20 protein-coding genes are annotated in these 25915 nt (G+C 60.8%); all 20 read right to left on the bottom strand.

Annotated features, from left to right (window positions below):
* Positions 1–6: 6 nt before the first annotated feature.
* Positions 7–1026 (bottom strand): flagellar motor switch protein FliG, encoded by a 1020-nt coding sequence (gene fliG / locus BM382_RS23495; RefSeq protein ID WP_011059975.1) that lies wholly within the window; start codon positions 1024–1026, stop codon positions 7–9.
* A complete protein-coding gene (gene fliF / locus BM382_RS23490; protein ID WP_011059974.1) occupies positions 1019–2806 on the bottom strand; it encodes a flagellar basal-body MS-ring/collar protein FliF in 1788 nt (595 codons plus the stop codon). Before fliF ends, fliG begins: the two co-directional genes overlap by 8 nt.
* Before the next feature lie 15 nt (positions 2807–2821).
* On the bottom strand, positions 2822–3148 hold the full coding sequence (fliE, locus tag BM382_RS23485; protein WP_011059973.1) for a flagellar hook-basal body complex protein FliE: 327 nt from the start codon (positions 3146–3148) through the stop codon (positions 2822–2824).
* A gap of 128 nt (positions 3149–3276) precedes the next feature.
* A complete protein-coding gene (locus BM382_RS23480) occupies positions 3277–4683 on the bottom strand; it encodes a sigma-54-dependent transcriptional regulator (protein ID WP_053156938.1) in 1407 nt (468 codons plus the stop codon).
* Positions 4684–4688: 5 nt separating this feature from the next.
* Positions 4689–5882: a sensor histidine kinase gene (locus tag BM382_RS23475; RefSeq protein WP_161467054.1), complete on the bottom strand. Its 1194-nt coding sequence runs from the start codon at positions 5880–5882 to the stop codon at positions 4689–4691.
* 128 nt (positions 5883–6010) lie between these two features.
* A complete protein-coding gene (locus BM382_RS23470) occupies positions 6011–7486 on the bottom strand; it encodes a sigma-54 dependent transcriptional regulator (protein ID WP_011059970.1) in 1476 nt (491 codons plus the stop codon).
* 171 nt (positions 7487–7657) lie between these two features.
* Positions 7658–7954 carry a flagellar protein FliT gene (locus BM382_RS23465; RefSeq protein WP_011059969.1) on the bottom strand — a complete coding sequence of 99 codons (297 nt, stop codon included), beginning with the start codon at positions 7952–7954 and terminating at the stop codon, positions 7658–7660.
* Between the two features lie 11 nt (positions 7955–7965).
* Entirely contained in the window at positions 7966–8361 is a 396-nt protein-coding gene (fliS, locus tag BM382_RS23460) for a flagellar export chaperone FliS (RefSeq protein WP_011059968.1), read from the bottom strand.
* 128 nt (positions 8362–8489) lie between these two features.
* Entirely contained in the window at positions 8490–9944 is a 1455-nt protein-coding gene (gene fliD, locus BM382_RS23455) for a flagellar filament capping protein FliD (protein WP_011059967.1), read from the bottom strand.
* Positions 9945–10026: 82 nt separating this feature from the next.
* Positions 10027–10398: a flagellar protein FlaG gene (locus BM382_RS23450; RefSeq protein ID WP_011059966.1), complete on the bottom strand. Its 372-nt coding sequence runs from the start codon at positions 10396–10398 to the stop codon at positions 10027–10029.
* Positions 10399–10471: 73 nt separating this feature from the next.
* Positions 10472–11323, bottom strand: a complete 852-nt coding sequence (locus BM382_RS23445; RefSeq protein WP_011059965.1) for a flagellin domain-containing protein — start codon at positions 11321–11323, stop codon at positions 10472–10474.
* Positions 11324–11559: 236 nt separating this feature from the next.
* Positions 11560–11829 (bottom strand): hypothetical protein, encoded by a 270-nt coding sequence (locus BM382_RS23440; protein ID WP_072444221.1) that lies wholly within the window; start codon positions 11827–11829, stop codon positions 11560–11562.
* On the bottom strand, positions 11826–13115 hold the full coding sequence (locus tag BM382_RS23435; RefSeq protein WP_072444223.1) for a motility associated factor glycosyltransferase family protein: 1290 nt from the start codon (positions 13113–13115) through the stop codon (positions 11826–11828). Before BM382_RS23435 ends, BM382_RS23440 begins: the two co-directional genes overlap by 4 nt.
* Positions 13116–13197: 82 nt before the next feature.
* Positions 13198–14124, bottom strand: coding sequence for a ketoacyl-ACP synthase III (locus tag BM382_RS23430; RefSeq protein ID WP_011059962.1), 927 nt, complete (start codon positions 14122–14124; stop codon positions 13198–13200).
* A 231-nt stretch (positions 14125–14355) separates the two neighbouring features.
* Positions 14356–15408, bottom strand: a complete 1053-nt coding sequence (gene pseI / locus BM382_RS23425; RefSeq protein WP_072444225.1) for a pseudaminic acid synthase — start codon at positions 15406–15408, stop codon at positions 14356–14358.
* Positions 15401–16906 (bottom strand): UDP-2,4-diacetamido-2,4,6-trideoxy-beta-L-altropyranose hydrolase, encoded by a 1506-nt coding sequence (gene pseG, locus BM382_RS23420; RefSeq protein ID WP_019095433.1) that lies wholly within the window; start codon positions 16904–16906, stop codon positions 15401–15403. Before pseG ends, pseI begins: the two co-directional genes overlap by 8 nt.
* Positions 16903–17610 (bottom strand): pseudaminic acid cytidylyltransferase, encoded by a 708-nt coding sequence (gene pseF, locus BM382_RS23415; protein WP_011059959.1) that lies wholly within the window; start codon positions 17608–17610, stop codon positions 16903–16905. The genes pseG and pseF overlap by 4 nt, the downstream gene beginning before the upstream one ends.
* Before the next feature lie 97 nt (positions 17611–17707).
* Complete coding sequence (pseC, locus tag BM382_RS23410; RefSeq protein WP_011059958.1) at positions 17708–18877, bottom strand: UDP-4-amino-4,6-dideoxy-N-acetyl-beta-L-altrosamine transaminase; 1170 nt, start codon at positions 18875–18877, stop codon at positions 17708–17710.
* A 96-nt stretch (positions 18878–18973) separates the two neighbouring features.
* A complete protein-coding gene (locus tag BM382_RS23405; RefSeq protein WP_072444227.1) occupies positions 18974–21910 on the bottom strand; it encodes a TIGR00180 family glycosyltransferase in 2937 nt (978 codons plus the stop codon).
* Between the two features lie 416 nt (positions 21911–22326).
* Complete coding sequence (locus BM382_RS23400; RefSeq protein WP_072444229.1) at positions 22327–25896, bottom strand: glycosyltransferase; 3570 nt, start codon at positions 25894–25896, stop codon at positions 22327–22329.
* Positions 25897–25915 lie beyond the last annotated feature (19 nt).

Here is a 25915-nt window from a genome sequence, read left to right as displayed (position 1 = left end):
GCGACCTTAGATCATTTCTTCGCCGCCCTTCCCGCCGAGAACGATTTCTCCGGCTTCGGCCATACGGCGGGCAATGGTGAGGATTTCCTTCTGCGCGGTTTCCACATCGCTGACGCGAACCGGGCCCTTGGCTTCCAGGTCGTCGCGCAGCAGTTCCGCCGCACGCTTGGACATGTTCTTGAAGATCTTTTCCTTGACCCCTTCGTCCGAGCCCTTGAGAGCCAGCACCAGCACGTCGGAAGAGACTTCGCGCAGCAGCGCCTGGATGCCGCGATCGTCGACATCGGCGAGGTTGTTGAAGACGAACATCAGGTCTTCGATCTGGCCCGACAGGTCTTCGTCCACTTCGCGGATCGAATCCATCAGTTGGCCTTCGATCGAGCTGTCGAGGAAGTTCATGATGTCGGCTGCACGCTTGATACCACCCAGGGTGGTCCGCGATGCGTTGGAGTTGCCGGAGAACTGCTTCTCGAGAATCTGGTTGAGTTCCTTGAGCGCCGCGGGTTGCACGGTGTTGAGCGAGGAAACCCGCAAGATGATGTCCAGGCGCGCCTTGTGGTCGAAGTTGCCGAGCACTTCGCCGGCCTGGTCAGGATCGAGGTAGGCCACCACGATGGCCTGGATCTGCGGGTGCTCGTAGCGGATCACGTCGGCAACGGCCCGCGGCTCCATCCACTTCAGGCTGTCCAGGCCGCTGGTGTTGCCACCCAGCAGAATGCGGTCGATCAGGCCGTTGGCCTTGTCTTCGCCCAGGGCCTGGGTGAGCATCTTGCGCACGTAGTCATCGGAGCCGACGCCGAGGCTGGTCTGGTCGCCGACAATATCGACGAACTCGCTCATCACCTGTTCGACCTGCTCACGGTGCACGTTACCCATCTGCGCCATGGCCACGCCCACCCGCTGGACCTCTTTGGGGCCCATGTGGCGCAACACTTGCGCAGCATCGGTAGAACCCAGGGACAGCAGCAGGATCGCGGCTTTGTCGACCCGGGTCAGTTTGGCGGTAGCGGCTCGGTTATCACTCATCTGCGTTAATCCACTCTTTCACGACCTGAGCCACTCGACCCGGGTCTTCAGCCACCAGACTCTTGATTGCGTTCAACTGAGCGTCATAACCCTCGCTCGGGCTCGGCAGCAGAATGCTCTGCGGGCCGCCGAGGCTCACGCGGTCGTTGCCCAACTCACCGTCCAGGCCGCCCATGCCGCCCAATTCGACGTCACTGCCCAGGCCTGCCAGTTCTTTGTTCTTGCCGCCGCCAGTGATGTTGTTGAGCACCGGACGCAACACGCCGAACACCAGCACCAGGATGAACAGCACGCCGAGCACTTGCTTGACGATGTCCCAGAACCAGGGCTGCGAGTAGAACGGAATATCGGCGATCACTTCCCCGCGTTCGGCGGAGAACGGCACGTTGATCACGCTGACGCTGTCGCCACGGCTGGCATCGAAGCCCACGGCGTCCTGCACCAGACGGGTGAAACGCGCCAATTCGTCGGCGCTCCACGGCGCTCGGCTGGTTTCGCCATTGGCCGGGTTGACCTTGACCTGGTCGTCCACCACTACCGCTACCGACAGACGATTCAGGCGACCCTGCTGCTGCTTGGTATGGCTGATGGAGCGATCGAGCTCGAAGTTCTTGGTGGATTGTTGACGCTTGTCCGACGGGTACGGCGCCAGCATCGGCTGGCCGGTGGCCGGGTCCATGATCTGTTGGCCGTTGGCGTCCAGCAGTGGCTGGCCCGGTTGCACCATGCCGGCGGCGGCAGTGGCGCCACCGGTGGTTTGTGGCGCAGAGGCCGGCGCCGGCGGCTGGTTGCTCAGAGCACCCGGCACGCCTTGCGGGCCGTTGCTGCTGGAGCGCTGCTCATTCACCGACTGCTCGCTGCGCAGGGCCGGCTGGTCGGGGTTGAACTGTTCGGAGGTGGATTCCACGGCACTGAAGTCGACGTCCGCCGAGACTTCAGCCTTGTAGCGATCGTTGCCCAGCACCGGTTGCAGGATGTTGTGCACCCGCTGGGTCAGCATGCCTTCCAGGCGGCGGCTGTAGTCGAACTGCTTGCCAGCCATGGTCAGTGCGGAGTTTTCCGCCTGGTCGGACAACAGGTTGCCCTTCTGATCGACCACGGTGACCTGGGACTTGTTCAGCTCGGGAACACTGGTCGCCACCAGGTTGACGATGGCCATGACCTGGCCGGGCTCCAGGGAACGGCCGGAGTAGAGTTCTACCAGGACCGAGGCGCTGGGCTTGCGTTCATCACGCACGAACACCGAGCTTTTGGGAATCGCCAGGTGCACCCGGGCACCCTTGACGTTGTTCAGGCTGGAGATGGTGCGAGCCAGCTCGCCCTCCAGGCCGCGACGGTAACGGGTCGCTTCCATGAACTGACTGGTACCCAGGCCCTGCTCTTTATCGAGGATCTCGAAGCCGACGTTGCCGTCACCCGGCGCTACGCCAGCCGCGGCCAGCTTCAGGCGGGCTCGGGACAGGTCATCGGCCTTGACCAGCAAGGCGCCGGAATTGGGCTCTACGGTGTAAGGAATGTCGGCAGAGGCCAGGGTATCCATGACCTGCTTGGCGTCCATACCCGCCAGGCTGCCGTACAGCGGCCGGTAATCGGGTTGCTGGGACCACAGCACCACGGCAAAACCAATCGCCACGCTGGCGGCCAGGCCCACCAACAGGCCGACCTGACGCAGCATGGTCATCTGGGACAGGTTTTCCAGGAAGGACAAACCGAACAGCGGCGGTTTACCGTCGATCGGGGCGGCCTTGGCCGGTACGTTATCGGCGACTGCTTCTGCCATGACTCAATCTCGTCCTTAAACCGGCATCTGCATGATGTCTTGATACGCTTGAACCAGCTTGTTGCGAACCTGGGTCAAAGCTTGAAAAGACACGCTGGCCTTTTGCGAGGAAATCATCACGTCCGTCAGGTCGACACCGCTCTTGCCAATTTCAAAGGCACTGGACAGCTGATTGGACGCCTGCTGAGTGTCATTGACCTTGTTCACGGCCTGGCCAAGCATGTCAGCAAAGCTGCTGCCGCTGACTTCTGCCACCGCGGCGGATTTAGGCTGCGACATTGCGTCCATCTGCATGGCACGCATATCCAGCATCAACCGATTAAATTCAACACCTTGGCTCATGGTCTACTCTCTCTGACGACCCGCAATTTTTTGACGCTCACTCAGCGGTTAGTGAGGTGTTAGCAACAAGGGTGCCAGCTCCATGGCCCTTATCGACAAAAGCCCATCCCGGGCTTGCCTCTCACAGATCAGGTCGCGAACAGATAGGCCTCGACGTCCATTCCAGCATCGCGCATCTGCGCCAACTTGTAGCGCAAGGTCCGCGGGCTGATACCCAGGCGTTCCGCGGCCTCCTTGCGTCGCCCGCGCTCGGAGCGCAGGGTATCGATGATCATCTGAAACTCCCGGCGCCGCAGGTCATCGCCCAGGCCACCGGATTCTTGAGCCGGCACCTCCACCTCGGCAGCCGTGCCACGCGCTGCCATCTGCACCACGGGCGCCAGCGCCGGCAGCGGAGCACAAGCCACAGGGCCGGCAAGACAGAAATCTTCCGGCTGGATCAAGCCCCCCTGCTGCAGGATCAATGCGCGCTGCAATGCGTTGTCCAGTTCTCTAACGTTGCCTGGCCATGGATAGGCCAGCAGGCACTCCTGGGCCTTGGCCGATAGCCTGGCCGCCGCGTGCTTCATTTTATTGACGTGCTTGGCCAGCAGGCGCTCGGCCAGCGGCAGGATATCGGCGGTACGCTCGCGCAACGGCTTCCAGGCCAGAGGAAATACCGACAAACGGTAATACAAGTCCTCACGGAAACGGCCGGCCGCTACCTCCCCCGCCAGATCGCGGTTGGTGGTGGCGACCACGCGGATATCCAGGGTGATCGGCTTGCGCGCACCAACCCGCTCCACTTCGCGCTCCTGCAAGACCCGCAGCAGCTTGGCCTGCAAGCCCAGAGGCATTTCGGAAATCTCGTCCAGCAGGATGGTGCCGCCATCGGCCTGCTCGAACTTGCCGGGCTGGGCAGCGATGGCCCCTGTGAAAGAGCCCTTTTCGTGCCCGAACAAAGTGGCTTCGAGCATGTTGTCCGGGATGGCCGCGCAGTTGATGGCGATAAACGGCTGATTGACTCGATGGGAATGCTGATGGATATAGCGCGCCAGCACCTCCTTGCCAGTGCCGGATTCACCGGAAATCAGCACCGTGGAGTCACTGCGGGCCACCCGCGCCGCCAGCTCCAGCAACTGAGCGCTGGCTGGTTCGAAGGCCACAGGCCCCTCATCCTCGCCAACACCCAGGCCGCCCAAGGCATGGCGCGCCACCAGGTCCAGCAGGGCCCGCGGCTCGAAAGGCTTGACCAGATAATCGGCCGCCCCCTGGCGCATGGCGTCCACGGCACGCTCGACGGCGCCATGGGCAGTCATCAGCAACACCGGCAGTTGTGGCTGGCGGGCTCGCAGCAGGCCAAGCAATTGATGACCGTCCATGCCCGGCATGTTGACGTCGCTGACCACCAGGCTGAAGGGCTCCGCGGCCACAGCCTCCAATGCTTCCTCAGCACTGCCGACAGCCTTGTAGTCATGACCGGCCAGCAGCAGGGTATCCGCCAGGGCCTCGCGCAATGCGCGGTCGTCTTCAACCAGTAGAACCTTGATTGCCATTACCTTCACTCCACTCCATGCACGCTGGAGAACAGAGGCAGTGTCACCAGCGCACAAGTACCGCGCCCAGGACGCGAGCGCAGCGACAATTCTCCCTGATGAGCACGGGCTACCGCCTTGACCACCGTCAGGCCCAGCCCGGTTCCATTGGCCTTGGTGGTGAAGAACGGCTCTCCCAGGCGCTCCAGGACCGCAGCGTCGATACCACTGCCACTGTCACTGATGCACAGCCGCAAGGTGTCGCCGCGGCTGTACAGGTGCACCTTGAGTCGCGCCGCGCCGGCACTGGCCTGCACCGCGTTCTCGATCAGATTGAGCAAGGCGCCCACCAGCGTGTCGCGATTGCACAGCAACTCACCGTGGTGGCTATCGCACTGCCAGCGCACGGCAACGTCCTGCACATGGGTCAGGGCCGCGGCCTGCAACGACTGCAACAGCGACTTGGGCGTCAGGCGATCGGTCAGGGGCAATTCGCCACGGGCGAACACCAGCATGTCGCGCACTTGATGTTCCAGCTCGTGCAAACGCTCCTTGAGCCGCCCGGCAAAGCGCTGATGGGTAGCTACCGGCAGTTCCTGCTCAGTGAGATGGCTGGCGTACAGCAGGGCCGCCGACAGCGGCGTGCGGATCTGGTGAGCCAGGGAGGCAACCATCTTGCCCAGGGAGGACAGACGCTCATGACGGGCCAACTGGTCCTGTAGATGACGGGTTTCAGTCAAGTCATTGAGCAGCACCAACTGCCCGGGCTCGGCATCCAGCGAGCGCGTGGCAATCGACAGGCGTCGACCGTCACGCAGGGAAATTTCATGGCCATCATCTTCGCGAGGGGCAAAGCTGCGGGCGATGATGTTGCGCCACAACTGCCCTTCCAGCGGCAGCCCCAGCAGCTCGCAGGCTGCCGGGTTGGCCTCGGTGACGATGCCATGACCATCAATCACGATGACCCCGCCCGGCAACAGGTCCAGCAGGTTCTGCAGACGATTGGCCAGACGCTCCTTTTCCGCCAGCTCCTGCATGCGCTGGGCGCTGACCACCGCCAACTCGCCCTTGAGCTCGGTCACCCGGGCCTCAAGCATGCTGTAGGAGTCAGTAAGTTGGCTCGACATCTGGTTGAACAAGGCGAAGGCCTGCTCAAGACCTAGCCGGCTTGCCTGCTCTACGGACGACGATTGCCCCTGTGCATCAGGGGCAGGAGACATCTGGGCGGCTTGGGGCATCGTGCACTCTCGCGTGGCTGACCGTCAGTTAAACGGAACGTTGCAAGAGACTTAGCAATACCCGTGCCTAAAAAAAACCACCCAGTTTTCAAAGACTTGAAAAACCGGCGTCAATCATCCGCCTGTTCATCACCTTCACGACGGCTCATACCGTACTTGCGCATCTTCTCCACCAGGGTGGTGCGACGGATGCGCAAACGCTCTGCGGCCCGCGCCACGATGCCATTGGCGTCGTCCAGCGCCTGCTGGATCAGCCCTTGCTCCAGGCTGCCGAGGTAGTCCTTCAGGTCCAGGCCTTCCGGCGGCAGCATGGCCGTGGCGGCGAAGTCTGGCGCGTGACCGTTGATCGCTACGCGCTCTTCCAGATCGCTGCGCAGGCTGTCCACCAACTGCTCGTCTTCGTCATCCACATAGCGGAACTTCTTCGGCAACTCGACGACGCCAATCACACCATAGGGATGCATGATCGCCATGCGCTCCACCAGGTTGGCCAACTCACGAACGTTACCCGGCCAGCCATGCCGGCACAGCGACATGATGGCGGCAGAGTTGAAGCGGATAGAACCGCGCTTCTCGTGCTCCATTCGCGAAATCAGCTCATTCATCAGCAGCGGAATGTCTTCCACTCGCTCACGCAGCGGCGCCATTTCAATGGGGAACACGTTGAGGCGGTAGTACAGATCCTCACGGAAGCTGCCTACCTCGATCATGCTTTCCAGGTTCTTATGGGTGGCAGCGATGATTCGCACATCAACACCCTGGGTCTTGTTGCTGCCCACGCGCTCGAACGTGCGCTCCTGCAGCACCCGCAACAACTTGACCTGCATCGGCAGTGGCATATCGCCGATTTCGTCGAGGAACAGGGTGCCGCCATTAGCCAGCTCGAAACGCCCGGCACGACTGGTGATAGCACCGGTGAACGCGCCCTTTTCATGGCCAAACAGCTCACTTTCCAGCAGCTCTGCCGGAATGGCGCCGCAATTGACCGGCACGAAAGGCGCGTCGCGCCGCTTGGAGTGATAGTGCAGGTTGCGCGCTACCACTTCCTTGCCTGTTCCCGACTCGCCAAGGATCAGCACGCTGGCGTCGGTATCCGCCACCTGCTGCATCATCTGCCGCACATGCTGGATGGCGCGACTGGTGCCCACCAGGCTGCGGAAAAGATTGGGTTCACGGTGACGACCGCGCTCACGGGCCTGATCGTACATTTCACGATAGACCTGGGCTCGGTGCAGGGAGTCCAGCAATTTGCTGTAGCTGGGAGGCATTTCCAGGGTGGAAAGCACACGACGACGCTGGTCTTCAGGCAGATCAATGGAAGAATTTTCGCCCATCAACAGCACCGGAAGGAACTCATCCCAGGTTGAGAGTGTCTTTAACAGGCCCAGAAGTGCACCAGGAGCATTTACGGTCCCGATGAGGACGCAAATTACTTCGCGACTTGACGACAAAGAGCCGACAGCCTGCTGCCAGTCATGGCTACCGCAGGGTAAATTTTCTTCGCCAAGAAAATTTAAAATCACCGCCAGGTCGCGGCGGCGCACGCTATCGTCATCGATCAGCAGAATTTTGGTTTCACGCCACATGCAATAGCAACTTCCCTAGTCAACTCAATGCCCAGATAAGGGGCAAGCTAGACGCGCTTGTAGGCATTTTCTGCCTTATAGACGCCTGAAATCTGAAAACAGCCACTAGTTAAGTCAAAAAAGCGTGCACAGTCAAATTTATGGCGCGCAGTGTTCGGGATTAACTCAACATCAACCGAACAAATGGTAAACCTTTGCCGCGTTCTGTGCTTGCTGGATCTGCGACATCTCGTCGACTATCGCCTGGCGCTCCCCTGTTGCCACCTCAAGCAGTTGCCGGTAGACCCCCAACAACTCCTCCAGATTGTCGCGCAGTGCCGCCTCGTCGACCTCAGCCTCGCTGAGCACGTCCTCCATGCATGAACGGCACGCCAGGTCCAGCTCGCCAATGGCTTGCCAGTTGCGTTCGGCCAGGGCGCCGACCAGCGCCTCACGGGTTTCTTCAATGCGTTGCAGGACAGCACTCATGGTGTTCCTCCTTAAAACTGCGGACCCGGTGCGGCAATGGCATCCCAGCCATCCTTGACCGTACGCAGCAGATCGGCGACCTCATCGAGAATCTTCGGATCGGTCTTGATATTGGCTTCAGCCAGGCGCTTCATCATGTAGGTATACAGACTGTCCAGATCCCCCAGGGTATCCAGGGAGTTTTCCAGGTCCAGGCCTTCACGCAGACCACCAATGATGCCGATGGCCTTGCTGATGAATATGCCTTTGTTGGCGATATCCTTGCGCTCGATCGCCCCCTTGGCCTGAGCGATACGATCCAGGCCGCCTTCCATCAGCATCTGCACCAGACGGTGGGGACTGGCTTCGGAGGTCTGCGCCTGCGCACCGATCTTCTGGTACTGCCGAAGGGCTAACATCGGATTCATGTAATACCTCTTCAAAACTCAAGGGTTCGTATAAGCAATATATCGACGCAACGTCAAAAAACTTTAGGCCAAATACAAAAGCCCGGAGCGCTGAAAAACGCTGCCGGGCTTTTGGCGCTGAGTGAATATCAGCCTTTTTGCTGTGCGGTCAAGGCTTCAAACATCGACGTGATGTTACTGGCGGTGGCCTTCAGCTTGCCCACCAGGGTGTCCATGTCGTTGTACTTCTTGGTCAGTACCGCTGTCAGGGTAGCCACCCGGCGATCCAGGGCATCCTGTTGATCACTGAGCTTTTTCTTGGTGATATCCAGGGTCTTGGTACGAGTGGTCAGGATCCCCTCGGTCATGCTACCCACGCCCTGGGTAAACGGCTTGATCGCGTTAGTCATGCGTTCCAGCAGACCCGGGTTGGTACCATCACCGGTAAACAGCTTCTGCACTTCACCACCGAGCTTCTTGTCGGTCATTGCAGCCGTGAATTTCTTGTCGTCGAAATCCAGTGCACCGGTCTTCTGGTTGGTGGTGATCCCCAACTGCGCAAGCACTGTCAACTTGTCGCCGGCGCCCGTTTCGGACAGTGGTGCACGAATAGCCGCCAGAATCGAACGAGGCAGCGAGTCACCAGTGAGCTGTGCCGGGATGGTCGGGTTGCCACTGTCATCCAGGGAAGGCTTGGTCAGCGTAGTAATGCCGTTGGCCACGGCGTTATAGGCATCGACAAACTTCTGGATCGAGGTTTTAAGACCCTCAGTGTTTGTGGCAACTGTCACGGTGATCGGCGTGGTAGTTGGCGCAACCAGATTGAGCTTAAGACCGGAAATGGCCTGCGTGACTGTATTGGTCTTGCTGGTCAGTTGCATGCCGTCGACGCTGAAAACCGCGTCCTTGGCCAACCCACCGATATTGCCGGATGAGGCGGCGGAAGCCGGATTGGTATCACTCGACATCGGCTGAGTGCCATCGATCTCCAAACCGGCAATACCGCTGACAGAAATGTCGGTGCCTGCACCGGTCTTTTCGGAGCCGATCACCAGTCGCGAACCGAATGAGTCGGTCACGATGTTCGCGCTGAGCCCGGCCATGTTCATCTTCGAATCAGCGTTGATCGAGTCACGCACCGATTGCAGCGTCGCATTGGCGCCGACGGTCAACGGGTAGTTAATGCCATTTTGAGTGATGTTTAACGTACCACTCGGAATGGCACTGGTATTTCCTCCGCTAAAAGCCGCACTGGCCACTTTTGACGAAGTTGCAAGATTTTTGACGGTAACCGAGTATTTGCCGGCAACCGCATAGTTGTCTGCGGTGGCGTCTACGGTCTTGCTGTCGCTGGAGGTCGCAGCGAAACCGGCAAAGGCGGGATTCACAGAGCTTCCCAGCCCAGCAACCGACAGCGTGCTCTGGAAGGTCGACAACAACGACTGCAATGTCCCGATACCAGAAATGCTGGCGCTATTGGTGGTGGTCGCGCGATCGATCTGACCTTGCTTGGCCGCCTTGTCAGCAGCTACCAACGCCTTGACGATAGCACCGGTGTCGAGGCCGGAACCCAAGCCGGTACCCGGTAGAATTGGACTTGCCATGTGTCTCTCCCTTCAGTGTGCCGCCAGTCTTTTGACCACTACAGCGCTCAAACGTAACCAGCAACAATTTTCATGCCAGCTGTCAGGCCTTGGCACTGAACAACAGACTACTCGCATCATTCAAGCTATTGGCCAGTTTCAGCACTTCTTCATTGGGGATCTGGCGAACCACTTCACCCGAATCACTGGCAATGACTTTGACCACGACCTTTCCGGAAGGCTCGTCGATCGAGAACTCTAGATTGCGCTTGACCGACTGGACGAACTTTTCAATTTCCTGAACGGCCATTTTCAACTTTTCCTGCTCGGTCCGAGCTTCTTTCTTACTGTCCTGAGATGCGGTTTTGGCAACTGCAGGAACGACCTCTCGAGGCTTCTCCACGGGCTTGTCAGCGACAGGCGTCACCGGCTTGGCCGCTGGATAAGACAAGTTCAGCTTCACGCTCATATCCATGTCCATCACCTCTTAAAGTAAAAAAGCGAGAGAGCACGACCAGCGCACTCCCCCGCCAAAGCTTAGCCAGCTATTACTGAAGCAGTTTCAGTACAGCGGATGGCAGTTGGTTGGCCTGGGCCAGAACTGCGGTCGAAGCTTGTTGCAGAGTCTGCTGCTTGGTCAGCTGGGCAGTTTCAGCAGCGAAGTCGGTATCTTGTACGCGACCCAGTGCAGCACTGGCGTTTTCGTTGATGTTCTGCAGGTTGGAGATGGTGCTGGTCAGACGGTTCTGGGCAGCACCGAGGTCCGCACGGCTGGAGTTGATGGTAGCCAGAGCCTTGTCGATGGCGTCCATCGCGGCCTTGGTGTTGGTCTCGGCAGTGGTGCTGTCGTTACCGGTGATGTTGATGGTGCCGGAGTCAACGCCCAGGGTGGCAGCGTCGAAGCCGCTGTCCAGGGTGATGGTGATCTGGTTGGTGGAACCGGTGTTGGAACCAACCTGGAAGGTCATGGTGCCAGCGGAACCGTCGATCAGGTTCTTGCCGTTCAGGTTGGTCGACTTGGCGATACGAGTCAGCTCGTCCGACATCTGAGCAAATTCTTTGTTCAGAGCAACGCGGTCTTGGGTACCGTTGGAGTCGTTTCGCGACTGAACAGCCAGTTCACGCATACGCTGCAGGATGTTGGTGGATTCTTGCATCGCGCCTTCAGCGGTCTGGGCGATGGAGATACCGTCGTTGGCGTTTTTGATCGCCATGGTCTGACCACGGATCTGCGAAGTCATGCGGGTAGCGATCTGCAGGCCGGCGGCGTCGTCTTTTGCGCTGTTGATCTTCAGGCCGGAAGACAGGCGAGTCATCGAAGTCGACAGAGCGTCGGAAGCGCGGTTCAGGTTTTTCTGAACGTTCAACGACGTGACGTTAGTGTTTACTGTTAAAGCCATGACGAATTCCTCGTTGGTTGGGTACTGCGGCTTCCGGCCCTGGCAACCGCCGGGTAATGGCCTAGAGAACCTTCGTAATAGTTATCGTCGGTAATGCAAGTTGCTTTAGGGCTTTTTCAAAAATATTTGCCATCACCCGGCCATCCCTTGGAAAACAAGGGGTTAAGCCGACACCGAACGAAAAACTGACGCCAGAAAATACCCACCAAAAACACTCGCCCAGCCTGCCGCACCGCTCATCCACCAAACTCGGCCTGCAACCAGTCCAGCAGCTCGTACTCCAGATAGTCGGCCAATCCCAACCAGTCCTGCCCTTCCTGGCATGCCAGCATCAGGGTCAGCAATTGCGCCCAATCCTGCTGGACAGGCAGCGCAGCTCCATCCACCAACGACTGGATGGGATCGAACAGCTCAACCATGACACCCACCGCCTCGACATCACGCCCCAGACGAAACAGATCGGCGACTTCTCTGGCTCGGGAAACCATAGGCTCTAGCTGATTCATTGAGCAAAATCCGGGTGAAAGGTGGTACCGAGGATCATCGCGCCATCACGACTGGTATTGAAAAACGCCACCTCAGGCTGACTGCTGATATAGCGCTCCAGTTCGCACAGGTAGCTGCGGAAATTAAGCTGGGTCTTGACTCGCTGCCCATGCCCATCCAGCACCCAGTGTCGGGCCGCGCCGAGTTGCGGGCCAAGATCGCCGTCATGCCAACCGGCATGGGTACGGTTCATGGGGAACGCGAAGTCCGCACCAAACAGGGTGATCCGTCGCCCTCCCATCTTCACCGCCAGATCCACGGCCGGATGAATCACGCTGCCACCGGCATGCAGCTGTGCCCGGGGTATGCGCTGGCGCAATGCCTGGAACACCGGGCTGGCGGAATACGCCACATACCGCGGCCCGAGCCAGCCCTCGAGTACCTGCGGGTCCGCCAGCGGCATATACACCAGAGCGGTGCAGTCACTGCCTTGAGCAGGCAGGTGCCGGGTGGAAATTCGCTGGTCGACACTCACCACCAGGTCCACCCGGATGCCCTCTTTGAGCAGCGGCTGGTATGCCGTGTCGACACAGATCAGCAGCGGCCGCTGCGCCTGGCCGGACACGGCGCGCAATGCCGCATAGTGATGCTCCAGGCTCGGCCCCGTAGCGATAACAAAGACTTCGCTCCCGGGATGGCGATCAAACAGCTCGGCAATATCGCGATCCATCCCAACCCAAGGCTCAATGGCAGCCAGGCGCTCGACGATATCCGCTGTATCTGCGGTAAACAAACGATTATTGAAGGAAAGATGAGTCTCGCTGATCAACCGATCGCGGATCTTCGCGTTGTAGTCATCGGCCAGCACCAGCTCGGCCGGCAGGGCGAAAAACGGCAATGCAATCTCCGGCAGGTCGCCGGCATACAACAACTCGACCCGTGAATCAGCCAGCCAGGCCTGCTGTTCCAGCAGTTGCAGCACCAGCTTGAACAGTGCGCCATTGAGAATGTGCACATACAGACGCTCCAGCCCCGGCCGCTGCAGCAACGCCATTTGCAGGTCACCCAAGCCACAGCCGTAAAGATGCAATACCGCCGCCTCAGGCAGGCTGGCGGCCTGGACCTGAGCCTCGCGACTGCGATCATGGCGACTGGTCAGCTGGACCCCGCCAATGCTCAGGGTCGAGCCAAGGCCTTCCACCAGATCCGCCTGCAGCACAGCAGCATCCTCAGCCTGCACCCGTGCCAGCAGCGCCGGCCAGCGCTCGCCAATCACCCGGGCGTTGTGTTCAAAGCTGTCGCTCATGCCGCCTCGCTTATCACTCGTGCAAAAAAATAGCGCTCAAGATTACACCTTGAGCGCTATCTGTGCCGCTGCGAGCTGAAACTCAGGAGCGGTAGATGATGGCCGATCCCCAGGACAGACCAACGCCGAAGCCACTGAGGGCAACGCGCTTCCAACTGGAATCGAACATGTGCTTTTCCAGCAGTAGCGGAATGCTGGAGGACACGGTATTGCCGGTCTCCACCATGTCCTTGATGAACTTGTCGGGGTTGCCTTCGAAACGCCGGGCCACCGCATCGACGATCGCCGCGCTGCCCTGGTGAATGCAGAAGGCATCGATATCGTCAGACTTCAGCCCCGACTCATCCAGCAACTCGTGCAGGTGTGCCGGCACTTTCAGCAGAGCGAAGTTGAACACCTGGCGGCCGTTCATGAAGAACACACCATCGGTGACCTTCAGGTGCGGAGCCCCCGAACCATCGGTACCGAACTTGGCCTTGCCCAGCTGCCAAGTGGCGTCCTCGCCCAGCCAGGTGGCCGTGGCGGCGTCACCGAACAGCATGGTGGTATTGCGATCTTCGGGATCGACAATCTTCGAGTAAGGGTCAGCGGTGACCAGCAGGCCATTCTTCAGGCCAGCAGCTTCCATGAACCCCTTGATGGCATAGATGCCGTAGACGTACCCGGAGCAACCCAGGGAAATATCAAAGGCCGCGACGGTGGTGGGCAGGCCCAGCTTGTCCTGTACGATCGCCGCGGTGTGAGGCAAACCTTCTTCGTCACCGTTCTGGGTAACCACGATCAACACATCGATGGCTTCGCGCTTGAGTTCCGGGTTAGCGGCAAACAATGCATTGACTGCTTCGACACACAGATCGGAGGTTTCTTGCCCGGCGTCTTTGCGCGGCAGGAAGGCCGAACCGATCTTGCCCAGGATGAACTCTTCATCCTTGGCGAATTTTGCACCTTGTGCGTAATTGTCCACGCCGGCTACAGGCACGTAGCTCGCAATGCTTTTTATGCCAATCATTACGGCTTCCCAATAATAAACAGCTCAATACCCCCGCGCGATGACCGAGCAGGGGCTGCCGAAAAAACACAGATACTTGCGCCGAAACACGGCGGTATCGGGAAGAACCAAGGGCTATCACTGGACCTGTCACACAGGGCTGGCGCCATCTTCCCGGGCGATACAATACAGTGAAGATGCACGTTATGACTCACAGGTCACGCTATTTTGCCGAAACTGCCATACAAAGGGCTACTCGACGAATACCCAGTCCAGCGCGGTGCCGCGCTTGAGGGCCTGGCGCGCGCGACGGCCAAGCAGGGCGTCATAGTGCTTGGGAGCGAGCCCCAGCCCGGGACGGATGGCCCGCACGTTGTCGGCGCTGAACAGCTCTCCGGCCTGCATGTCTTGGGTGACATACAGCGACCGGCGGTAAACCAGTGATTTGCTCTCGGCCTGGGTGGCGCCATAGCTGACCTGCCCCATGGCCTGCCAGGCCCGCTCGGTTTCCAGCACCAGGCTGGCCATCTCTGCAGGCTCCAGGGAGAAGCTGGCGTCGACCCCACCGGCAGCTCGATCCAGGGTGAAATGTTTCTCGATCACTGTGGCACCTAGCGCCACCGCCGCCACGGACACACCGACACCCATGCTGTGATCCGACAAGCCCACCTCACAGCCGAACAACTCCCGCAGATGAGGAATGGTCAGCAGATTGCTGTTGGTCGGTGATGCAGGATAGGTGCTGGTGCACTTGAGCAGCACCAGATCGCGGCAACCCGCCTGTCGTGCAGCCCGGACACTTTCGTCCAGCTCGGCAATGCTGGCCATGCCAGTGGAGATGATCAGCGGCTTGCCGGTAGCGGCCACCCGGCGAATCAACGGCAGGTCGGTGTTTTCAAAACTGGCGATCTTGTAGGCCGGAACGTCGAGGCTTTCCAGGAAATCCACGGCGCTCTCATCGAATGGCGTGGAGAAGGCCAGCATGCCCAGGGCCTTGGCCCGGGCAAAGATCGGCTGATGCCATTCCCAGGGTGTGTGGGCCTGTTGGTACAGCTGGTAGAGCGATGATCCGGCCCAGAGGCTGTCCGGGTCCTTGATGAAGAACTCGCCCTGAGCGAGGTCCAGCGTCATGGTGTCGGCGGTATAGGTCTGCAACTTCAGTGCATGGGCACCGGCCCTGGCCGCTGCCTCGACAATCTGCAAGGCCACATCCAGCGACTGGTTATGGTTGCCGCTCATCTCCGCAATGATCAACGGCCCATGGCCGGCGCCCACGAAGCGCGAGCCAATCTTGAAACTAGTCATCCAGATGTTCCTTCAACATACGGGTGAATTCGCAGGCGCCTTGGCGATAGCCAGCCCGGCGAAACAAACTCAGCGACACTTGGTTATTCGACAGGACCTGTGCCCGCAGGCGCTGCACATCGGGCCAATGGCGCAGCAGGCAGGCCTCCCCCTGCTCCAGTAGAACCTGCCCCCAGCCTAGGCCGAAGCGTCCGGCAAACAGGTAGATCGACACCTCGGCCTGCCCTCCCTCCCGGTCATAACGCAGCATTCCCAGAGGGCCATCTGGCAACTCGGCGATCAGCAGCAAACACTGTGGGTCGCTCAGACAGGCCTCCAGCCACTGCACATGGTTCCACCAGTCGATGGCCTCGGGCTGCTGCGACCAGCGCCTGACCAGATCACTATTGCGCCCGTCAAATAGCAGCCGGGCATCGTCAAGGGTCGCCGGTCGCAGACGAACTGCCGCCGCGAACAGCGCCGCGGCCACCCGCTGCGAGCCCAGGCCATCGACCAGTTTCCGGGCACGAGCAGCCAGGCTATGGCGCAGCCCAGGGTTGCCCAGCATGAGCTTCACGGCATCGCGCAGTTGTCCGACTTCCACCTGCTCACAAGGCCCCAGGTACAAGTGGGCACCCGCTTCAGCCAACAGCCGGGCATTGGCCTGCTGATTGCCGGCCACGGTGATGCACAACGTAGGCACGCCCAGCACTGCACGCTCCCAACTGGTACCGCCCCCGGCCCCCAGGCACAGGTCTGCTTCGGCCAGCAACCCGGCGAAGTCGTTCACATAACTGTGCAAGTGCCAGTTCGGCCGGTCTGCTGCCAGCATCTGCATGGCCTGCCAATCCGGGTTGCCACTGCCAGCAACAAAATCCACCTGCAGTTCATGCAGGTCCGCCAGCGCCAGCATGGCCTTGTGGGTCTGGCCGGCAGCATCAAAACCTCCAAAGTTCACCAGCAGCCGCTGGGCCTGCGGCCGAATCAGGATCGGAGGGCGCCGGAACTCCTCACGCAGCAAGGCAAAGTGCGGCCCGAACAAGGTCCGGCACTGTGTGCCGTACAACCCGGCATACGCCTCGGCCGAACCACTGAAGTTCTGGTCCAGCAACAGATCTGCGGCATGCCGGCGGTTGGCCAGATCATCGATCGCGGCGATCCGCGGCGCCCATCGGCGAGCGGCGCTTTGCCACTGATGATCAAGACCGTAGTGATCCACCAGCACCCAGTCGAAGGCCGGCTGATCTACCAGGGCTTCCTGTAGTGCCGCGATATCGGCCTGCCAGGGCAAGGGCGCTTCGATACCCAACCGAGGATTCTCATCGGTATAGAACTCAGGCAGTGCAAAGGTCGGAAAACCTTCAGCTTGCAAGGCCGCCAAGCGATTGCCGGGCAGGCGACGGCAGGCGAATGCAACTTCGGCCCCCTGCTGGCGCAACACCTGAGCCAGGGTCAGGCAGCGGGCCACGTGGCCGCTGCCGATCGCCGGCGAGGCGTCAGCCCGGATCAGCACCCTCACTCCAGCTCTCCTGCGGCCTTGAGCGCGGCGTACAGGTATTGCGCCCGCCGCCAATCCTCGTCGGTGTCGATATCCTGCACCAGGTGACGCGGCAGGATCACCGGCAAGCTGCGAGAAGAGAACAACGCCTCCCCCTCCAGCCAGGCCTGGCTTCTACCCCAATAGAACTGCGCCGCATCCTGATAGGCCACGGGCAAATCCTGGGAGCGGGCCTGACTGAACTCCGGATACAGCGCGCCCAGAGCGCCCTGCTCGTCTAGCGTCAGCGCCCGTTGCACCGGAAAACCAAAACTGCACACCGAAAAGGCAAACGACCTGTCCTGATGCTGCTCCAGCAACGCCAGCCCCTGGCGCAAAAAACGCAGTTGCAACAGGGGGGCGGTGGCATAGATGCAACAGGCATATTCGAATTGCTGCCCCAGCTCCCGCAACGCTTGCAAGGCATGCACGATCACCGCCGCAGTGCCGGTGAAGTCATCCGCCAGAGCCTGCGGTCGGACAAAAGGCACCTCTGCGCCACAGGCAATGGCCAGCTCGGCGATCTCGGGATCGTCGGTGCTGACCACCACGCGCTGGAACAACCCCGAACCCAGCGCCTTATCGATAGAACGGGCGAGCATCGGCACGCCATCGAAGGGCTTGAGGTTCTTCCTCGCAATTCGCTTGCTGCCACCTCGGGCAGGGATCAAGGCCACACAACTCACACATCGCGCTCCACGCAATAGGCCCCCGCCTCGTTCAAGCAACCAGGACCTGACGATGCAGGCTGAGGGAAGCAAGGTCCAGCCATGGCAAAAACCGTCAAAGCAGAATCCGCCGCATATGTGCCACCACTTCATCTTGCAGCGCGTCGGTCAGCTCCGGGAAAAGAGGCAGACTGAGAGCCTCAAGGAAGTAGCGCTCGGCTTGGGGGAAGTCTCCCTCGGCGAACCCCTGCTCCTGATAGTAAGGCTGTAGATGCACGGGAATGTAGTGCAGGTTTACCCCAAGGCCCGCTGCGCGCAGCGCATCAAAGACCTGCTTCTGACTCAGGCTGATACGGCTCAGATCCAGCCGCACCACATACAGATGCCACGCCGAATCGGCGCCCTCCTGCACAGTCGGCAGGGTCACAGGCAGATCCGCCAGCAGCACCTGGTAACGCGCAGCGAGCTCGCGGCGTCGAGCCACAAACTCATCGAGCCGCGCCATCTGCGACAAGCCCAGTGCAGCATGCAGATCGGTCATTCGATAATTGAAACCCAGCTCCAATTGCTGGTAGTACCAGAGCCCGTTATCCGGAACCTGCATCAACCCCGGATCACTGGTAATGCCATGGCTGCGCAAACGCCGCATCCGCTCGGCGTACTCCGGATTATTGGTGAGCACCATTCCGCCTTCGGCGCTGGTAATGATCTTCACTGGATGAAAACTGAAGATGGTCATCGCCGCATGGGCCCCACAACCCACCGGACGCCCCAGATAGGAAGCCCCCACCGCATGGGCTGCATCTTCGATCAGGACAAAACCGTAGCGCCGGGAAAGCTCGGCGATAGCCTGCATATCGGCACTCTGGCCGGCAAAAGCCACCACCACAACAACCTTCGGCAAGGTGCCGTTGCGCTCTGCCACTTCAAGCTTCTGCGCCAGCAGGTTCGCATCCATGTTCCAGGTATGCGGATCGATGTCGACGAAGTCTACCCGGGCCCCACAGTAGCGCGCGCAATTGGCCGAGGCGACGAAGGTATTGGGGCTGGTCCACAGCAGGTCCCCCTGCCCCAGGCCGGCAGCCAGACAGGCAATATGCAATGCCGCCGTGGCATTACACACAGCCACTGCATGTTCGGCCTGGCAATACTCGGCCAACCCACGCTCAAAGCGCTCAATGGTCGGCCCCTGGGTCAGCCAGGGAGACTCAAGCACTTGCACCACAGCATCAATGTCGGCCTGACTGATGCTTTGACGCCCATAGGGAATCCGATAGGGAGTCATGATGGCAGTCCATTGCAGACCGGCCTGCTCAGGCACTCAGACACCCGGTGAAGCATCAATAGGCTGTTGTGCATGTGGATCTCCTTGGGGCAGTGATCAATTGGACAGCAACTGCTGCCAGTCCACCCGGCTCGCGGTCCCCAGCGCAAAGCCCTTGCCAGTCAACGCCAGGTTCTGGTTGTAGGCCGTATCCTGCGCAAAGCGCGCCGCCCATTTGTCTTTCAGGGCTGCCAAGGCCTGTGGATCTTGCGCCAGGGTGCCGGGATGCATGACCTGCGCTTGCGGAGTCAGGACGGTGAGATAACCGGCATCGGCCACCTTCAGGCACAGGTCGACATCGGCGAAGGCCTGGTCGAAATGCTCCTCGTCCAAACCACCTACGGCCTCGAACAACGCCTTGGCGATCATCAGGCAGACGCCGGATACCGCCGAGTAGTTCTTCTCCACCCAGAGGCTGTTCATGTAGCCCGGAGCATCCTTGGCCTCTCCGGCGAAGGCTGCGCCCAACTGGCCATTGAGGCCGAGGATCAGGCCCGCCTGGGTGGTCATGCCGCGCTCATTCACCAGCCTGGCGCCGACAATCCCGATCTCCGGACGCTGTACCTGGTTGAGCAGGCTGTCGATCCAGTTGGCATTGACCACTTCGGCATCGGCCGAAAGCAGCAACAGGTACTCCCCCTTGGCTTCAGCGCAGGCTGCATTGTGCAGTGCCGAAGTGCTCACCCGCTGGCCGCTGCGCAACACCCGGATCCGCTCCCCCTGGCGTTCCAGGCTGGCCAGCCAGCTATCGAGTTCGGCGTTCTGGCTGTGGTTCTCGGCAATCAGCACCTCGTAACGCTGGTAGCGGGTACGTTGCAGCACACTCACCAGACAGCGTTGCAGCTCGGCGAAGTTGTCCTGGCTCGGCAGAATGATCGAAACCAGCGGCCGATCGGCATGTTGATAGTCGATCTGGTAGGTCCCTGGCTGGGCAGAACTGACCTGAGCCCGATACCCACGATTGGCCAGGTGACGGCTCAGTACCTGGCGCTCCTCGGCATTTTCCCCGGCTGGCGCAGCCTGGCAGATCAGCAGCGGCTCGGCGAGATGAGCCAGGCCGGCCAGACCGCCGTCTTCGATCAGGCGCAGAACCAGATCCAGCTCGACGGCCCGAGCAAACTCGCGATTGAACCCACCTGCCTGCACCAGCACTTCACGGTGCAGCAGCCAATGGCGCGCCATCAGATTGGGGGCGCTTTGCAGCAGGTCCAGATTGACTCCGGGACGGAACACGTGACGCAAGGTGCCATCGGCTTGCCGCTGCACCTCATCCATCGCCACGGCCCTGATGCCTTCGGCGCCCAGCAACTCCAGGCTTGCCCGCAGCAGCCCGCTTGCGGTGAGCTGGTCACCCGCCTCCATCAGGAGTACCCAGTGCGCTGTGGACTGCGCCACCAGCTGATTCAGGCGCTCGATATAGTTGCCCTGGCTGACCTTGACGAAGTGCACAGTGTCCTGTGCCGTGGTCATCGCCGGCAGATCGCCGGTGGTCAGCACCACCAGCTTGAATGCCTTGCAGTGGTTGGCCATCAGGGAATCGAAAGTGGCTTGCAACTTGATCATGTCGGCGTCGAGGTCGAGCAGCAGAATCTGAAACTGCGGCCCACCGGCGCGCCTTCCCAGCAGATGGGCGATCGACTTGAACTGACCCGGTTTCGGGCCACGGCCTTCCAGCCAGCTGAACAACTGCCCGGACTGGGTATTGGCAAACAACGCGCTGCTATCGGTGGCCGGCAGCGCCTTGAGGCGGGCTGCCCACTCCTGCAGTTCGCGGAACACCTCCACTTCGTCGGTATCGCGCATCGACTCGGCAAGGCGCTTGACCACGGTGAAGTTGAACAGGTTCAGCGCCATGGCTTCCCACAGCCGGCTGCGAAGGGTTCGCGCCGTGTCATTCGAGTGCACCCGCAGCAATTCCTCCTGCTTGAGCAGCACCCCTTCCAGCTCATTGAGCTGCAGGCGCCCCGCAGGCATCGCATGCACAAGAAACTCGATCTGCGTCAACAGATCGAACATCGGCTGGTTGTAGAACGGCATTTCGACAAACTGCTCCGAGCCGAAAGCACGCACCGGGTCCTTGCCGACCTCGCTCCAGGTGGAGCGAAAGATCATCACCCCCTTGAGCGAACGGCCACTTTCAAGGCACTCGGCCAAGGCGGCAAAGCTGTCCAGCGCCAGCTGCTTCATCTGCTGCGCATCCGGGCCTTCGCAGTTGTGCGGCAGGGTCGCAAGAAACTCGGCAAATTGCTGATGCTGGGCCAACGAGCCGGCATCCTTGCTGCTCAGCAACGCCTGAATGCGGGCGGTGCGCTCCAGGGCCTCCCTATTGGCCTCACGAACAATGAACGGAACCGGCAGGATCCGCGCCTTGGCAGTGGCCAACAGGAAGAAGGCGTAACCGATATCCAGCCACTCGGCGCTCACCGCAGGTGGCAACTGGCTGTACCACTGGCGCAGCACATCGGTGCGGGTCACGGCATTGAAGGGGCTCAGGTAATGCCCCATGAAACTCATGATCCGCTCACGCCCGTTCGCGGCGGCGAAGTCTTCGGGCCCCTTGCGATCGCGCAGGTAATAGCTGGTTTCCAGGACCCGCGCCGAATACATCAGGCCATAGCCATGGCAGACCGCGTAATCGGGGTGGGCATCAAGGAAAGCAAGCGCGGCGCTAATCCCATCGGCGATCAAAAAGTCGGTGTCGCTGGCAATCGCCAGGTAGGGCGTGTCGACCAGGCCCACACCGTAAGTCAGCTTGCCCTGCTGGTCCTGCCGGGAAAACTGTGGCACGTGGCGGTAATCCACCTTCGGGAATTGGCGAGCCAGAGACTCGTCCGCCTTTTCCGAGGAATCCAGAACCAGGATGGAACAGGCAAAGCTGCTGTAGTAGCGCAGCGCTCGCTGTGCCAGCGCCTTGGCCTCGTGGGTCAATAGCACCAGAGTGAAACGCTCACTCATCGGGGCTGCATCCTCGTTTGCTTTTGTTTGAACCCACATCTGTCCATTCCCTCATCCGGCTGATCGCCTGGAACCTCAAATCATTAATGTTGTACGAACCCGATCCCGGCATGTCCCTCTCGGCTCATCCATCCCGCGAGCGCAACTGCGCCCCTGGATGCGCCAAAGAATTGGCTTGAGAACTGCTCAACACCTGGCCAACGCTACGCCTGACTCCAGGCACCGGCCACAACAGGCGAGCCGGAAGCTACCCGCACGCGTGCGCTACACCCATGAGCGCCGGAAGACACACCCGATCATCGACAGCGTTCGTTTTATGACAATTGCCAGCAAGGCTGCAGGAAACGCGCCAGTTCCATCGGTGCGTAGAGCGCAGCCCCCGCCACTGCGAGAGGCCACGCAAGAAACAAAAAAGCCACGCTTGGCAGGCGTGGCTTTTTTTTGCAGCGGCTTCTTCAGTCTGCCAACCAGCCCCACATCCAGTGCTGCAGGTTGTCGGGGCCCAGCATGAAGTCGCGCCGCACCGCCTCGCGCAATTCATCTCCCATGCGGTAGCTGGCAACAGGGTCGCTGAGGTGCATGCGGATCGCCTGCAGCCACTCTTCGGTCGTGTTGCTGCGAACCCTGGTGCACGGCAGGAAGCCACGATAGGCCTCAGTGTCGGTGCAAATGACCGGGTAGCCGCAGGCTCCGTACTCCAGCAACCGCAGGTTGCTCTTGCAGTCATTGAAAATATGGAACTCCAGAGGTGCCAGAGCCAGGTCAAGGTTCAAGCTGGCGAGCTTGAGGGGGTAAGCCTGCAAGCCGATCGCCGGATGGAACTCGTGCACATAAGGGCGCAAGGCGTCGGGGCACATGCCGAAGAACACCCATTCCACCTCAGAGGCCAGTTCACGCACGACATCGGCAATGACCTCCAGGTCCCCGGTGTGACTGGTGCCCCCACCCCAGCCGACCCGCGGCTTGCTGGAAGTACCGCGACGGCTGCTCAGCCCCGCCCAGGGTTCAGGGGCGAGCATATTGGGTACTACCCTGATATCGCTGTGCATGTCCGACAGGACATCCGCCAGCGGCTGAGTGGTGACCACCAGCCGATCGCACAGGGCAATGCCGTCGCGCAGCATCTGCTCGATGTTCGCCGGCTTGTTGCGAGCATGGCTGTTTTTCTTTGGCGCGCTGACCACGTAATCATCGAGTTCGAAGACCCGCAACGCACTGGAGTACTTCTTCATTCGCAGAATGTCGCTGGCCGCGCCGTCGCTGTAGCGCCCCTGGAGCACGATGGTATCGGGCGACAAACGCTCGATTTCCACGGTGGTCGGAGATTCGTATGCCACCCGAGCGATGACCCTGCCTGCCGCTTCCAGCTCGCGCAGTGGCCCGGTGACCCGGTAATGCCCGACCGCGCTGCTGTTGACCGGCAAGCCGAGCACCAGCGGCAAGGCTCGTGAGCAGAACGGGTTCCAGTTGTTGCGCAGGCTGGGTTCCAGGCTGAAACTGGAGAACCCCAGGCTCAGGGCCGGATTGTAGGCTGGATCGCGAGCGATCTTCGGCAGCCACTGACGGTAGAAGCGCTCCTGTTCAGCCTCCTGCATCTGCTGCTCAGGCGCCTGCGGTGGCGCCAACGCCGGGGCCAGCATCAGGGTGGCGTGGGGGGTCCAGACCACCAGGTAGCCATCGCGATCGACGCGCAGGCACAGGTCGGCTTCACCCAGGTCAGCGCCGAAACTCTGTTCATCCAGCCCGCCCAGACTGTCGAACACGTCCTTGCGGATCATCAGGCAGTCGCGGCTGACCGCACTCCAGTTCTGCACCACCTGCAGACGCTGCATATAACCACGGGCACCCAGTGCTTCGCCGATGAACGGCGAGCCCACGGGCCCAGACATGCCCAGTACCTGCCCGGCATGCAGGATGGAGCCATCGGTAGCAAGGATGCGCGCCCCCACGACAGCCACCTCCGGACGCTGGGCCTGGTTGAGCAGCTCGTCCAGCCAGTCGCTGGTGCAGATCCGTGTGTCGTGGCTGAGCAACAGCAGGTAGTCGCCGCGAGCCTGGGCCGCAATGCTGTTGGTCAAGGCCGCCTGGTTGGCGGGGCCGGCATAAGGCAAGACCCGCAGCATGTTGCCCCCCAACTGCCCCATGGCCGCCAGCCAGTCAGCCATGTCCGGGTCGCGACTGCCGGCAGCCACCAGCAGGATCTCGTAATGGTTGTAGGCGGTCTGCTCGATCAGGCCTTCGACGCAACGCTGCAAGGCCGGCAGCGAATCCCCGCAGGTGATGATGATCGACACCAGCGGCCGCGCACCGTGCTGATAGTCGATGCGATTGAGCAAGGGCAAATCATCATGGCGGATCCGGCACTGCACGCCGATGCGCTGCAAGTGCGCAGCGACCAGCCCCTCACTGGCTTCGATGACCTGGGGCCGGGACAGCCACTTTGCGAACGGGAACTCGGACTCGATCTGGATATCGGCAATATGCTCGATGGTTTGCGGGCCCACATTTTCCACCAGCCGCCACAACAGATCCTGGGGCGCCAGCTCGCCACGTGCGCAATCGAAGCCTCCCTCGCTCAGGAAACGCTCGCGGGAAAAGGCCAGCGAGCGCCCGACATAAGGGTAGGCACGCATCAAATCGAGGTTGAAGTCGGGCTTGAACACCGGTTCGGTTGACTGACCATCAAGCAATGCGCCTTCGTCACTGTAGGCGCAGAGCATGGCCGGGGTGTTGGCGATCCGCTCGGCCAGCACCAGCAATGCCGTGTCACGCAGTTGGTCACCCGACTGCAACAGATAGAACCAGTCACAGGTATCCAGGCGAGGGATCAGTTCGTTGAGTTGCCCGGCCCAGTCGGCCCGCAAGGGTTGACGCAGCACAGCCTCCCCGGCTGTACCGGCAGCGGTGGACAACACCACGATCGTTTCGGCTGGGTACAACTGGCCGGCCAGGCTGCCCAGCGTCCGCTCGAGAGCGGCGCCATCACCTGCCAGGTCCATGACGATCGGCACGATCCGCACCCGCCGCGGCCAGCTTTCGATGCGCTGCGGCAGCAACCGCTGTTCCGCCGCCGACAGGCAGCGTGCCGCCAGCCATTGCTGGTAGAACTCCTCGTAGCTTTGACTCTCGCCCCCTACCCGACCGTTGACCACGGCGCTGCGATTGCCGAGCACATGGAGCACCCCCAGCTCACGCCATGGCCGTGGCTGCTCGGCGGCTCGCGCCAGTTCAACGTAACGCACCCAGCCCGCAGCGGGCGCCGACTCGCCAGAACGCTCGGAGAGCATCCGCAATAGCCATTCCCATTCGGTGGCAACGGCCTTGAGCACTTGCGGCGTGCGGCTGAAACGCCCCTGATACAGGCGCTCGCAACTCAACACGGTGGACAGGGCCGCCAGATTGCCGCGGCGCATCAGGCAGATGAACAGCGCCAGGTCCAGCAAGGCGACAAAACCGGCGCCCTTGTGGATCAGGGCTGGCAGTACCTCCAGCACGTCGGCTCGACGCATCAGTGCCGCACTGAAGTTGCCGAGGAAGTTTTTCCGCGTGCCCTCGAAGATCGCCAGCATGTCATCGCCTTTGAGCAGCACGTCGAGCGGCGCAAAGCGGCAGTTTTCAATCCGCGGCGGAAGAATGGAGTTGCCTTCGTCGTTGAACACCCGTAGTGCGAACACCAGATTGACCTCAGGGTGCTCGATCAGCACTTGCGCCTGCAGGGCGATGCTCGGCGCAAACAGCCGGTCATCGTCGCAAAGCACCTTGATCAGCTCGCCCCGGGCCTCTTTCACGCAGCGCAACAGATTTTTCTGCAACCCCAAAGGTTGCGGGTTGCGCAAGTAACGCACCGGGTGCGCGGGTTCGCTCAGCCCTTGTACAACCTGCTGGATTTCATCGCCGGGACTGTCGTCGCAAACAACGATCTCCAGTGGCTGATAGGTCTGCGCCAAGGCACTTTCCAGAGCCTGGCTGAAGAAGCGTGGGTTGAAGGCGGGAATGACGATGCTGACTAGAGGGGCTTGGCTCACGGCGGGAAACTCTCGAGCG

The sequence above is a fragment of the Pseudomonas sp. NFPP25 genome (assembly GCF_900116505.1).
Taxonomy (GTDB): Bacteria; Pseudomonadota; Gammaproteobacteria; order Pseudomonadales; family Pseudomonadaceae; genus Aquipseudomonas; species Aquipseudomonas protegens.
This window is presented reverse-complemented; position numbering and strand designations above follow the sequence as displayed.